We start from the raw sequence: 13429 nt of genomic DNA, 5'->3' as shown, positions 1-13429 counted from the left end.
CGAACACGACCGTTAAGCCTTCCAGCGCCGATGGTACTTGGACCGCAGGGTCCCGGGAGAGTAGGACGTCGCCAAGCACAGAAGATGAACCTCAACAGGAGGTTCTTTTTTTGTGTTTTCTTTTAGCCATAGCAGAAGATATTCGGTAACACGCTTCATCATGATGAAATATAATTTTGCAATAAATAATTTTATTGAAAATTATATTTCTGAGCGTCTATAATGAGCTGTGATTGGTCGTTTGTAATTATGTGGAAGTTATTTGTTTTCCAAAACATGACGGCTAAATAACATGGGAAGGGGAGGGATGTGAGTAAATCGAGAATGAAATTAGGCGATGATCAGAAAGTTCGGTTTATTATCAAGGCTGCGGAGGGGATTCGATGAAAAGCATACGCTTTTTTATAAGTATGATTGGGATCGCTTTCATTTCGATTTCATTGATTGTTACTATGATGTTTCCTGCGGTACGTGGGGATAATAATTTTGCTTATGCAGAAGGGAAAAACGAAGCTGCATCTCTGACGACCAGTTCCAACGTATCGATTGAGGATTTCGAGAACGGGGCAAACCTTTATGCCTCCTCGGTCAGGGCGAATGCGGTTGCCTTGACAATGTCCGGGAGACCGGGGCCCGTGAGAAACGGCTACCGATCCGGGGCGCTTACTTATGATTTTACCGGGACGATTGGCACCTCTGCGGCCTATATTAATCTTAAGGACGCCGATGGCTCAACAGGGCGCATGCTGGAAGGTTCCCCACAAAAGCTCGGCATGTGGGTATACGGGGACGGAAACAATCACTGGCTGCGTGCCCAGCTTCAAGATGCTTCCGGTAAAAAGACGACAACCGATTTTGCGGGGAGCGGCGGATTAAGCTGGACCGGCTGGAAATACGTAACGGCATCCGTTCCTGCGGGTATGCAGCTGCCTATGAAGCTAACCCAAATCTATATCGTCGAAACGAACGACAATAATAAGAACGGAGGCACCTTGTATTTTGACCGGTTGAATGCATTTTATGCGGACTTAAGTATGTATACACTGGATTTTCGCGGGTTGATGCCGATGAAAAGCGGAGATACCTTGCAGGCTAAGGTATTCGGAACGTATAGCGGGAGTACAGAGCCGGTTGAAGTTACGGATGGGGTCGTCTACGCGAGCAGCGATCCAACCATAGCGACGATAGACGGGTCCGGCATAGTAAAGGCGCTGCAGCCCGGGACGACGAGGATCTCGGCTACTGCGGCTAACGCGCCGAAAGGTCAATTCCCTTTGACAGTGACGGCAGAGGCCCCAGTGCCGCGGAGCATCGAGCTATCGGCATCCGGCACGCTGACGGTGGGGGACAGCGATACGGTTAAAGCATTTGCCGCGTACCCTTCCAACAGCGAGCCTGTAGAGATCGTCAGCGGCGTTTTCTATCAGAGCAGCAATCCTGAGGTAGCAGCAATCGACATGACCGGGAAGCTCAAGGCGATGAAGGACGGGAAAGCCGTTATTACGGCAAGCTTCGGCGGCCAGAGATCGAGCTACACCCTTACGGTGAAAAAGCCGGTATCCATACTGCAAAAAATTGAGCTTGCCGAAATCAAGGCGATGAACGTAGGACAAACGCAGCAAGCCAAAGTATCCGCTACCTATTCCTTAATGAATGAGCCGGTCGACGTTACAGGCAGCTCGGCCTATACGAGCAGCAATCCCGAGATAGCGCGGGTCGATTCGAAAGGTACGGTAACGGCATTGAAAGTAGGAGCCACGCGAATTACGGCCAGCTACGGGGGAAAAACAAGCGACAAAATGCTCGTCGTCAACCAACCGGCCGCTATGCCGAAACGGGAGTTAAGAGCGGCTTGGATTGCCTCGGTTGAAAATATCGACTGGCCGAAAAAAGGGGTCGTAACACCAGAGGAACAGAAGCGCGATTTTATCCGGATGCTGGATGCGCTTCAAGCCCTCGGAATGAACGCCGTGATCGTGCAGGTGAAGCCGACGGCCGATGCGTTCTATCCGTCGAAATACGGGCCATGGTCGGAGTGGCTGACCGGCGTTCAAGGCAAAGATCCCGGGTACGATCCTTTGGCTTTTATGGTCGAGGAAGCTCATAAGCGAAACCTGGAGTTTCACGCGTGGTTCAATCCTTACCGGGTCAGCATGCAGGACCGGATCGATAAGCTGGTGGCGGACCATCCGGCCCGGCAGCATCCGGATTGGGTCGTACCCTACGGAGGAAGGCTGCTGTACAATCCCGGGATTCCGGCGGTGAAAGATTTTGTCATCGGAAGCGTGCTGGAGGTGGTGAAAAATTACGACATCGACGGCGTTCATATGGATGACTATTTTTATCCATATCCGGTAGCCGGCGTCGATTTTCCCGATGAAGCCACGTATCGGCAATACGCCGGAGGATTCGACAATAAGGCCGATTGGCGGAGAAGCAATGTCAATGGGCTTGTTCAGCAATTAAGCTCGGCCATCCATCGTGAAAAAAGTCATGTCAAATTCGGGATCAGTCCATTCGGAATATGGAGAAATAAAGTGGATGATCCTACGGGCTCGGACACGAACGGTTTGCGGAACTATGACGATTTGTACGCGGACACGAGAACTTGGATACAGCAAGGCTGGTTGGACTACATCGTTCCGCAAATTTACTGGAACTTTGGTTATTCGCCTGCCGCATATGAGAAGCTGATCGATTGGTGGACAAAGGAAACGCAAGGGAAGAACGTTCACTTGTACATCGGGCAAGCGCCTTACCGGATCGGTTCGGCGGACCCGGCATGGCAGAAGCCGGACGAACTGCCCAACCAGCTTGTCTTTAACCGCAACTTTGAAACGATTCGCGGCAGCATGTTTTTCTCGGCTAAAGATTTGCTTGCCAATTCGCTCGGGTTTAGAAATCGCCTGAAGCAAGACTTGTACCCGCATCAAGCGCTCATACCCGCTATGCCTTGGCTGGATGCGCGGGCGCCTTCGCCGCCGGTTCTGCAAGCTGCCGTGCGTCAAGCGGGCGGAGTGGAGCTGACCTGGGAAGGTAGCGGTTCACGGGATGAGGCCTATGATGTGATTTACCGATTCAAGGGGAAGGAAGTCCTCGGACTGGAGCATTCCGAGGCGATTGTCGCAACGGTACGCAAGGTTGGAAATGCAGCGACGCGGAAGTTCGTAGACCCGATAGCGGCTGACGGTAAAACGTACACCTACGTGGTCACGACCAGCGACAGATTGCATAACGAAAGCGCAGCGAGCAATAAAATAACGGTGACCAACTAGACGGACCGGGAAGCGCTTATCACGACGGCAAAGCTGGAGGGGGAGCGACGGGGCGGTTGATTTATATCCGACGTGACGCTAAAGCTGACGGCCGCAGACGAACAGTCGGGTATCGAACGGACGGAATACAGTCTGAACGGCGGAGCCCAGTGGCAGCTTTACCGGGACTCGCTGCTCCTAAACAAGGAAGGAGCGCAAACGGTGTCGTTCCGTTCCAACGATAAAGCAGGCAATACGGAGCCGCCGCGATCGCCTGTCGTCTCCATCAACAAAACGCCGCCAGTTGTACAGTGGATCGGTACTGGCAGTTATACGGTCGATCAAAGGGTACTGGTCGTTTGTACGGCCACGGATACGGTATCTGGTGTCGTGTACAGCTCTTGCGGCGGGCCGCTGGTCGATCAAAGGGTACTGGTCGTTTGTACGGGCACGGATACGGTATCTGGTGTCATGTACAGTTCTTGCGGCGGGCCGCTGGTCGATCAGTGGGTATTGGTCGTTTGTACGGCCACGGATACGGTATCCGACGTCGTGTACAGCTCTTGCGGCGGGCCGCTGGTCGATCAACGTGTATTGGTCGTTTGTACGGCCACGGATACGATATCTGGTGTTATGTACAGTTCTTGCGGCGGGCCGCTGGTCGATCAACGTGTATTGGTCGTTTGTACGGCCACGGATACGGTATCTGGTGTCATGTACAGCTCTTGCGGCGGGCCGCTGGTCGATCAACGGGTAATGGTCGTTTGTACGGTCACGGATACGGTATCTGGTGTCGTGTACAGCTCTTGCGGCGGGCCGCTGGTCGATCAGCCGGGATATAAGCTTCCGCTTGGAACAGACACCGTGACGGCTACGGCCCAGGATCAAGCGGGCCATACGACGGTCGCCTCCGCAACGTATACGGTACAAGTGACCTAGGGGAGCCTTGCGAACGTGACGCGCCATTGGTGATAGGACCGGGTAGCCATGGTGTAGTCAATTCGTTGGTAATAAAGCTTGAGCATAAGCAAATTCACGCCTATATCCATGAAGTTTCGGCATTACGAGAACAGAAAATCCCGGCAGAGGTTGGCGATCAGGTTATTCGTCCGGCACAAGCTTTAAACTGAAAATCAAGGGCATCCAGACATGAACTAGCTGGATGCCCTTCCTATTTTTAGGCCTCAGGGGCAATGAAAAATGTGTTCAATGACCCAGACATAGTTCGTTTTACAGGGAGGAGCGCACGGGTTTGCATTTTTCCAATTTGAACCAAGCCATTGGGTGTTTTTACCTGTACTCAACCCAAAGTCCTAAAATCGACCAAATTTTGTATTCCAAATATACCCAAGGAAGGGGATTCATATTTTGTTAATAATACTCGCGAGGCCTTTTGTTGAAAGAAGTCTTCTCCATTTTCACGAAACATTAAAACGCTTTCATTCTTTAAAAAACTATGAATGTTAATTTTTATATAATTTAAATAAAGTTTATGCAATACGTTACATTTAATTGGTAAAACCTTTTTCAAAGTGTATATTTTATCACAGTAAAAGCCTGTTAAATCCTGTATCCCTGATTGAAAAATAATCATTTTTAACTAATCAAATACACAACTCTGTTCCCTCATCGTTCGCTTTGAAAGTGTGCCATAATTTACATTAGCCTGGATAGAGCAGGAGGAAGCAGACATTGATCGACATACATAGTCACGTTCTTCATGGTTTGGATGATGGCCCTGCCAGCTTGGAGCAGTCGCTTGAGCTTGCCCGCTTGGCCGTGCTGGAAGGAATTTCGACGATCGTCGCCACACCTCATCATCGAAAGGGCAGCTATTACAATCCTGCGCAAACTGTCGAAACGGCGGTGTCGTTTTTTCAGGAACAGCTTTTGCGGCATCAAATTCCTTTAACGGTTTGCAGCGGTCAAGAGATTCATACTCACCCGCAGTGGCTTGACGATTTTTATGCCAATCAATTGTTGACTCTGAACGGGTCGTCCTACATCTTGATCGAATTTCCATCGTCCAAGCTTCCCGAACGGGTCGAGGAGATTCTTCACGAGCTGTCGATTCGACATCTGACGGCGGTCATCGCCCATCCGGAACGCAATAAGGAAATTGCGGAGCAGCCGGACAAGCTGCTGAAGCTGATAGAGTACGGGGCTCTCGCGCAAGTGACTTCCCATTCCATAACAGGGTATTTCGGACCGCAGGTCCGTTCGGTTGCTTTAGAGCTATGCCGAAGAAATCTGGTGCATTTTATCGCGTCAGATGCGCATGATGCCGTTCGCCGCCCGTTTCATTTGCGGCGGGCCTACGACATCGTGACTGAAAAGCTCGGAGGTGATTATGTGAAGTATTACCGGCATAATGCGGAATGCTTGCTCAAGGACCGGAGCTTTGAGATTTGGAGGCCGGTTCCGCAAGTTCGCAAGAGCTTTTTCTTTACCCAATTACCGCGTTTTTTTAGGAGGAATCGTTCGTTATAAAGAATAATCGGGAAAATGTCATTAAACGAAAGCGAGGCTATTTATAACGTGACTATGGATTTCGATTTAAAAGCGGTGATGAGCATATTGCGCAAACGTCTATGGTTGATTGTTCTCATCGTCGCGATAAGTTGTGCGGCTGCCGGTATCGTAAGTTATTTTTTCATGAAGCCCGTGTATGAAGCTTCGACGAAACTGATTATTAACTCGTCGCCGGATCAAGCCGGTGTGGTGAAGTTGGACTTGAATTCCGTAAATACGAATATTTCGCTCGTCACGACCTACAAGGAAATTATTAAGACTCCGGCCGTTATGGACATTGTGGCGAAGGAGCATCCGGAGTTCGGCATGACCTCCGAGCAGTTGATCAACAAGATCAAGCTGAGCTCGGTAAATGAGACCCAGGTACTCACTATCTCGATTCAGGATTCGTCCTACGAGAAGGCGGCCCATGTAGTCAATGCCGTGTTCCAGGTGTTTCAAAACCAAATTCCGAAAATCATGAAGGTCGATAACGTGATTTTGTTGAACCAAGCCGATCCGGCCAAGCAGTCTCAGCCCGTTAAGCCGGACCCGTTATTGAATATCGCGCTAGGTTTTCTGGCTTCGCTTATGCTATCCGTCGGGCTCGCCTTTTTGCTGGAATATATGGACGATACGGTCAAAACGGAAGCGGACGTCCAACGCTACCTGGGCTTGCCGACGCTTGCTTTAATTACTCAAATCGACGAACAGCATCTGGAAACGAACAAAGGGTCCTTATCCTCCGAGCGAAAGGTAGGTGAACTATCCAATGTCCAGATCCGCTAAGCGGCGTCCCGTCGTTGCGCACAGCCATCCCAAATCGCCGATTTCCGAGTCCTACCGGACGCTGCGCACGAATATTCAATTCTCATCCGTTGACCGGCTGTACCGGACGTTGATGGTGACATCTTCCAGCCCGATGGAGGGGAAATCGACGACGATCAATAATCTAGCGGTCGTATACGCCCAATCGAATAAGAAGGTGCTGCTGATCGATGCCGACCTGCGCAAGCCGACGGCGCATCATACGTTCCATCTGTCGAACAGGTACGGACTGACGGATATACTTACCTCTCAATGCACGCTGGACGCGGCGGTCAAGGTAACCGATATCCCGAACCTGGAGGTGATGACCTCGGGCTCTATTCCGCCTAATCCGTCGGAGATGCTCGCTTCGCAAAAAATGACCGGGCTCCTGGATGAGCTAAGACGGCAATATGACATCGTCCTGCTCGATACGCCTCCGGTGCTTGCGGTAACCGACGCGCAAATTATTGCAGCCAAGTGCGACGGCGTCATTCTCGTGATCGATTCCGGGAAAATCAAACGGGATTTGGCGCAGAAAGCGAAAAACGCATTGGAGTTAGTGCAGGCCAACCTTCTCGGCGTCGTACTGAACCGAATCGCCCGGCCATCCAGCAATGCCTATTATTACTATGGCAACGAATAAAACCTGTGGGAGGAAGAATGATGAATTATTCCAAAAGAACGGGAATTTTGGTCGGAATTGATCTCTGTATGGTATGGCTTAGCGTCTACTTTGCCTTTTACTTCTCGTATAAAAGCTCTATTCCGGCCGATCAGGTGCAGCTGTGGCTGCTGTATGGGACGATTTCTTCCATCGCCAGCACGGCGTTTATGTTTCTGTTCAAACTGTATAACCGGATCTGGCAGTATGCGAGTGTCGGCGAGTTGATTTCGATGACGAAAACGGTGGCGGTCAGCAGTCTGGTATCTTACTTGGCGACGAATGTGATCTCGACCCAGCCGGTATCGTTAACGATAGCTCTGCATACCGCCGAAACGATGCTGCTGCTGCTCGGCGGAAGCCGATTCGTGTGGAGAGTGTTCTGCGACAAGTTCGGCGGCAAGCGGCAAGGAGCCGACGAGCCGAAGAAGGCGCTCATCGTCGGAGCGGGAAGCTGCGGAATGCTGTTTGCCAAGGAGCTGAGAAGCAATGAGCATTACGACACGATGCCGTTTGCTTTCGTCGATGACGACCCATATAAGCAAAAGCTTCAGGTGTACGGTCTCCCTGTGCTCGGCGGCCGGGAACAGATTCCGGCGATTGTCGAAAAACACGGCATCGACGAGGTGATTATTGCGATGCCTTCGGTGTCCAAGACGCAAGTCACTGACATTATTAACATTTGCAAGCAATCGAAAGCCCGCTTGAAAATTATTCCTCATCTTCAGGAAATTATTGCAGGCAAAACTACTTTAAACCAAGTGCGGGACGTGCAGGTGGAGGATTTGCTCGGGAGAGATCCGATCAAGACGGATTTGGACGGCATCGCCAATTACGTGGAGGATAAGATCGTTCTCGTTACGGGCGCAGGCGGCTCGATCGGTTCGGAGCTGTGCCGGCAGATTGCCCCTTTCCGCCCCCGGAAGCTGCTGCTGCTGGGACATGGCGAAAACAGCATTTATACGATTGAGATGGAAATGCGTCGGCTTGTGCCGGAGCTCGAATTGGTGACGGTTATTGCCGATGTGCAGGATCGGACAAGGCTGGAGGAGATGTTCAGCCAGCATCGCCCGCAGGTTGTTTTCCATGCAGCGGCCCATAAGCACGTGCCGTTGATGGAGCGAAATCCTTCCGAGGCGGTCAAAAATAACGTATTCGGCACGAAAAATGTCGCCGAGTGCGCCGATCAGTTCCAAGCGGAGCGGTTCGTCTTAATCTCTACGGACAAGGCGGTCAATCCGACGAGCGTGATGGGGACGACGAAGCGGATCGCCGAAATGTTCATTCAAAGTCTGGACAAGCAGAGCCAAACGAAGTTCGTCGCCGTCCGCTTCGGCAACGTGCTGGGCTCCCGGGGCAGTGTCATTCCCCGATTTAAGGAGCAGATTCGGCAGGGCGGCCCGGTGACGGTAACCCATCCGGAGATGGTACGTTACTTCATGACGATTCCGGAGGCGGTGCAGCTTGTCATTCAGGCGGGCGCTTTTGCCAAGGGCGGCGAGGTGTTCATTCTCGATATGGGCGCGCCCGTGAAGATTTACGATCTGGCGGCCGACTTGATCCGCTTGTCCGGCTTCGAGCCGAATGTCGACATCAACATCGAATTTACGGGCATGCGGGAAGGCGAGAAGTTATACGAGGAGCTGTTAACGAACGAAGAAGGTATCAGTTCGACGATGCACGACCGGATATTCATCGGCAAGCCGATGAATATCAACCGGACGGAGTTGGAATTCGAGATCCGCAAGCTGGAGCGGGTGCTCGGCAAAGGGCAGCAGGAAATCCGCGAGGTGCTCAAGCATCTGGTGCCTACGTACAGAAACGTTTCCTAACCGGTCCGGAAACAACCGGAGACGTTCCCGGGATTCAGACTAACGAAGAAGAAGGTAACTATGAAACAGACGACGTTACATCGGACGGAAACGAACGTTTCCCGAATTCTCGCGAAAAGCGGCTCCCTCTCGTTCATGATGAACGTGGCCGGCGTCGGGCTTGCCGTATTGATGCAGGTCGTGCTGGCCAGGCTGCTCGGGGTCGTCAGCTACGGATATTATGCTTTTGTGATGACGGTCATCACCTTCATAGCTTTTCCAGCTAACCTCGGCTTCGATACGGCGATTGTCCGGTTCGTGTCCTCTTACAAGGCGGACCGGCTGTGGGGCGAAGTCAAAGGCTTGCTGCGTCGGGCGAACCAGCTGACCTTGCTCGTGTCGCTCGTGCTGATGGGAATTAGCGGAGTCGTCATTTACGCGATGTACAGGAACAGCGAAGGCGAGTTCTATTACACCTTTTTGACCGGCTTGCTGATCATTCCTTTGATGGCGACGGCGACTTTAAGGCAAAACTCGTTGCTGGCGCTCAAGGAAGTGCTGGTAGCCCAACTGCCGGAGAAGGTGCTGCGCCCTGTATTCGTCATCGTCATTGTGTACGCCTACACCGTCGTATTTCACGTCAAAGCTGGCGCATTCGAAGCGATGGTCATCTTTGTCGGGTCGATGCTGCTGTCGTATTTGTTCGGGGCCTGGGTGCTTAACCGGAAGCTGACGCCGCATACGCGAGACTATCCGCACCGGTTTCAAACGAAGCATTGGCTGTCGGAATCGTTGACCTTGATGGTGAATTCGGGCATGTATCTGATTCTGGGACAGCTTAGCGTCGTCATGATCGGCATGATGCACAGCACGAGCGAGTCTGGTATTTTCTCGGCGGCCGTGCGGATCGCAACGATGGTTTCGTTTGCGATCACATCGATTAATATGATTGCGGCCCCGATGATTTCGGAGTCGTATGCCAAGGGCGACTTGAAGCAAATGCAAAAGGTATGCACGTTATCCGGCCGATCGGGGTTCGCCTTTGCCGGTCTGGTATTCGTGACGATTCTGCTGCTGGGCGAGTGGATTCTGGGCTTGTTCGGAGAAGCGTTCAAAGCGGGGACAACCGCGCTGATTCTGTTGTCGCTGAGCCATCTCGTTCATTCCTATTGCGGGCAATCCGGAACGGTCATGACGATGACCGGGCAGCAGCGCGCATCCAGCCGCATCTTGATGATTTCTACCGTTCTGAATGTGGCGTTTAATCTGCTGCTGATTCCGAGCCTTGGCATGATCGGAGCGGCTTTGGCGAACTTGCTGTCGACGGCGTTCTGTTATTTCAGCATGATGTTCAAGGTCAAGCGATCCATGCAGATCGTGACCGGTGTGTGGATGCCGGGACGTATCGGAAGCAAATCATAGCCAAAGGATACAGTCATCCGGGAGGGTAAGATGAGCGCGATTAAAATATTGCATGTTGTCGGAAAAATGGACCCCGGCGGTGTCGAAACACTGCTGATGAATATTTACAGGAACATCGACCGGGAGCGGTTCGAGTTTCATTTCGCGGTCCAGCTGGAAGGCGAAGGGTTCTACGACCGCGAGATTCGCGAGCTCGGCGGGAAAATACTGCTGCAGCCGCATCCACGGAAAGGGCTTGGCCCGTTCCGGGAGCAATTCCTGCGTAACGTGAGAGAAAATGGTCCCTATGCCGCCATTCACAGCCATATTTTCCAATTCAGCGGGTATGTCCTGAAGCTGGCCAAGGAGATCGGCGTCCCGGTTCGCGTGTGCCACAGTCATACGGTGAATGCCGAACAGCGGACGACGCTGTTTCGCACCTTGTACCGCCATTACATGAAATCGCTGATTTTAAAGCACAGCACGCATCTGATCGGCTGTTCCAGGCCGGCATGCGAATCGCTCTTCGGGGCCCGCTGCTGGAGAGATACCCGCACGGAGCTGCTTCCGAATGCGATCAATCTGCTGCCCTACGAGCAGCTGCCCACGGATCGGAACGGGCTCAGGCAGCGGATCGGCGTGACCGACCCGTCGATTCCGGTGGTGGGGCATATCGGCCGGTTCAGCGAAGAGAAGAATCACCGTTTCCTGCTGGAGACGTTCTCCTTACTGGTTAAGGCCGTCCCCGAGGCGCAGCTCGTACTTGTCGGAGACGGGAGATTGCGCGAGGAGATGGAGCGGCTTGCCGAAACGATGGGCATTCGGCGACAGGTCCGTTTCCTGGGCGCCCGCAGAGATATTCCGGAAATTATCGGCGCATTCGATGTATTCCTGCTGCCGTCGTTATTCGAAGGCTTGGGCATTGTCGTCATCGAAGCGCAGGCCGGCGGCGTGCCCAGCCTCGTGTCGGAGCATGTGCCGGCGGAAGCCGACCTGAGCTTCGGCATGGTGGAGCATCTCAAGCTGCAGCCTGAGGTATGGGTCGATAAGATTACGGGAATACTGGGCCGTTCGGCTGCGCCGGATTGGCCGACGAGGCATCGTTTCTTGAAAAAGCACGGCTACGATATCCGCGAAAGCATCCGGCGGCTGGAGAACATTTATCATGCTTGAGCGGAAGGTAGAGCTGCCGCTTGCAAGGGATAACCCCTTGGCGCAAACAATGCTGTTGTGGATGTACGCCATCCTGTTGATGTTGACGACCAAATGGGTAACCCAGTGGGACCTCGATGTCGGGCTTGTCTTTTTCTTTATTTTGTTGCTTCCCTTTTTCGCCATGCTGAAATGGCCCCACCAGCCGGCCGTGCTCTACATTGGGCTCATGGTGATGCTGATCGGCAAAGGGATTTATGCCCTGACGACGGACCCTTTATTCGGTCCGGACGCCAGAGGCTATTTCCGGCAGGTGACGTTCTATTCGCAGCTGGACGATTTTATCCGTTATGCAACGGAGCACATTACGACCAAGTGGCTGGATTCTTCGGCATATCCGGTGTTCGGGCTCATGTACATGCCGTTTTATAAATTTCTGGATTTGGCCGATCCGCTGGTCATTATTACGTTTAATTCCTTTTTGCTCGTGCTGTGTTGCAATATGACGTACCGGCTGAACGACAGGTTTTTCACGTACGAGCTTTCGGAGGCGGGCAAACGAACGTATAACGCGGTGCTGATTATCGGGCTGCTCGCAAGTCCGGCGCTGATGTATATGTCCTCCGTGTTCGGCAAGGACATCACGTGCGCCTTCTTGGGATTGCTGTGCACCCAGCTTTTATTAAACCGCAGATACCTTTTGTTCATCATCGTCTTGTTCTACACGACCATGCTCCGAGATTATTCGATCGTTTATATTTTATCCTTTTACTTGCTGTTCCGCCGAAGCTTCAAAATCTCCTTGTGCATGCTCATGGGTGCGCTGGGCGTGGTGTTTTTGAAAGTGGGGCCGACCGGGCTTCTGAATTCCTTCATGCTCACGGTCTTTCTGTTCATCTCTCCGAATCCGTTCAAAGCGTTCAATTGGGATATGGAGTTTGTGATGCGTACGGCGGAGGCGGTCTATATGATGATTTCGTTCGGGCTGTCCGCGACGGTGTTTTTGCGCCATAAGGAAACGCGTTCGTTTTTTGCGATGTGCCTTATTCTACTGCTCACCTTCGGCTGCACGCTGGTAATGGTCGGCTTCGTCACCGTGACCGAGCGGAACCTGGAGTACGGGGTAGGGACGATCGGGGATAACATGGTTCGGAAAAAAGTACCTATCGTGCCCATTCTGTACATGATGAACGCGTATACGCTCGCGTGGTTATTCAGGCCAAAAGCGGTTCATTCCAAGAAAGGAGAGGCTTGCCATCCGAGGAAGGGACAAATTTCATCGCTACAAAGGATTTCTGAACCTGCTAACGGCGCTGTTCTCGATCGTTCCGAAGCCTCTGCTCAAGAGCTCGTGGCACGCGACTGACCTGCTGCCGGAGCCCCTGGGGCTCGCCACGCGCTACTGCCTTCTCAAACGGTTGATTCCGAAGTGCGGCGATAACGTATTCGTCGGCCGGTCCGTTGAGATTAAGCATTGGGAGAAGCTCTCCATCGGCAGCAATGTAAGCATACATAAACAATGTTATCTGGATGCGGGCGGCGGCATTGCGATCGATAACGACGTATCGGTCGCGCATCAGACCTCGATGATTTCATTCGAGCACGCTTGGGATGACGCCGCCTTGCCGATTCGCGACAACCCGGTCAAATACGCGCCGATCACGATTCAATCGGACGTCTGGATCGGCTGCGGCTGCCGCATTCTGGCAGGCGTGGACATCGGCAGCAGGGCGGTGGTGGCCGCCGGAGCGGTCGTAACCAAGCCGGTGCCCCCGCATACCGTTGTCGGCGGCGTCCCGGCAAAACCTATTAAATCTATCTGAGAGGGT

The 13429-nt window shown here is 52.6% G+C and carries 10 protein-coding genes and 1 rRNA gene; all 11 read left to right on the top strand.

Annotated elements, in window-relative coordinates:
- A 5S ribosomal RNA gene (gene rrf / locus NLX71_RS27320) occupies nucleotides 1-77 on the top strand; the annotation flags it as partial.
- Nucleotides 78-635: 558 nt separating this feature from the next.
- Nucleotides 636-3275, top strand: a complete 2640-nt coding sequence (locus NLX71_RS16125) for a family 10 glycosylhydrolase (protein WP_254364837.1) — start codon at nucleotides 636-638, stop codon at nucleotides 3273-3275.
- A gap of 72 nt (nucleotides 3276-3347) precedes the next feature.
- On the top strand, nucleotides 3348-4193 hold the full coding sequence (locus tag NLX71_RS16120) for an OmpL47-type beta-barrel domain-containing protein (RefSeq protein WP_254364836.1): 846 nt from the start codon (nucleotides 3348-3350) through the stop codon (nucleotides 4191-4193).
- A 753-nt stretch (nucleotides 4194-4946) separates the two neighbouring features.
- Nucleotides 4947-5744 (top strand): tyrosine-protein phosphatase, encoded by a 798-nt coding sequence (locus NLX71_RS16115; protein ID WP_254364835.1) that lies wholly within the window; start codon nucleotides 4947-4949, stop codon nucleotides 5742-5744.
- A gap of 54 nt (nucleotides 5745-5798) precedes the next feature.
- Nucleotides 5799-6554: a YveK family protein gene (locus NLX71_RS16110; RefSeq protein ID WP_254364844.1), complete on the top strand. Its 756-nt coding sequence runs from the start codon at nucleotides 5799-5801 to the stop codon at nucleotides 6552-6554.
- Nucleotides 6538-7218, top strand: coding sequence for a CpsD/CapB family tyrosine-protein kinase (locus NLX71_RS16105; RefSeq protein ID WP_254364834.1), 681 nt, complete (start codon nucleotides 6538-6540; stop codon nucleotides 7216-7218). Before NLX71_RS16110 ends, NLX71_RS16105 begins: the two co-directional genes overlap by 17 nt.
- A gap of 20 nt (nucleotides 7219-7238) precedes the next feature.
- Nucleotides 7239-9068 carry a polysaccharide biosynthesis protein gene (locus tag NLX71_RS16100; protein WP_254364833.1) on the top strand — a complete coding sequence of 610 codons (1830 nt, stop codon included), beginning with the start codon at nucleotides 7239-7241 and terminating at the stop codon, nucleotides 9066-9068.
- Between the two features lie 60 nt (nucleotides 9069-9128).
- Entirely contained in the window at nucleotides 9129-10469 is a 1341-nt protein-coding gene (locus NLX71_RS16095; protein ID WP_254364832.1) for a flippase, read from the top strand.
- 30 nt (nucleotides 10470-10499) lie between these two features.
- Nucleotides 10500-11621, top strand: a complete 1122-nt coding sequence (locus NLX71_RS16090; RefSeq protein WP_254364830.1) for a glycosyltransferase — start codon at nucleotides 10500-10502, stop codon at nucleotides 11619-11621.
- Nucleotides 11614-12966 carry a hypothetical protein gene (locus NLX71_RS16085; protein WP_254364828.1) on the top strand — a complete coding sequence of 451 codons (1353 nt, stop codon included), beginning with the start codon at nucleotides 11614-11616 and terminating at the stop codon, nucleotides 12964-12966. The genes NLX71_RS16090 and NLX71_RS16085 overlap by 8 nt, the downstream gene beginning before the upstream one ends.
- Before the next feature lie 52 nt (nucleotides 12967-13018).
- Complete coding sequence (locus NLX71_RS26630) at nucleotides 13019-13423, top strand: acyltransferase (RefSeq protein WP_302058269.1); 405 nt, start codon at nucleotides 13019-13021, stop codon at nucleotides 13421-13423.
- Nucleotides 13424-13429 lie beyond the last annotated feature (6 nt).

It is taken from the genome of Paenibacillus sp. MZ04-78.2, assembly GCF_024213375.1.
Taxonomy (GTDB): domain Bacteria; phylum Bacillota; class Bacilli; order Paenibacillales; family NBRC-103111; genus Paenibacillus_G.
This window is presented reverse-complemented; position numbering and strand designations above follow the sequence as displayed.

Coding starts and splice junctions, on each gene's coding strand:
- NLX71_RS16110 (WP_254364844.1), top strand. CDS start 5,799: ATGGATTTCGATTTAAAAGCGGTGATGAGCATATTGCGCAAACGTCTA.
- NLX71_RS16105 (WP_254364834.1), top strand. CDS start 6,538: ATGTCCAGATCCGCTAAGCGGCGTCCCGTCGTTGCGCACAGCCATCCC.
- NLX71_RS16100 (WP_254364833.1), top strand. CDS start 7,239: ATGAATTATTCCAAAAGAACGGGAATTTTGGTCGGAATTGATCTCTGT.
- NLX71_RS16095 (WP_254364832.1), top strand. CDS start 9,129: ATGAAACAGACGACGTTACATCGGACGGAAACGAACGTTTCCCGAATT.
- NLX71_RS16090 (WP_254364830.1), top strand. CDS start 10,500: ATGAGCGCGATTAAAATATTGCATGTTGTCGGAAAAATGGACCCCGGC.
- NLX71_RS16085 (WP_254364828.1), top strand. CDS start 11,614: ATGCTTGAGCGGAAGGTAGAGCTGCCGCTTGCAAGGGATAACCCCTTG.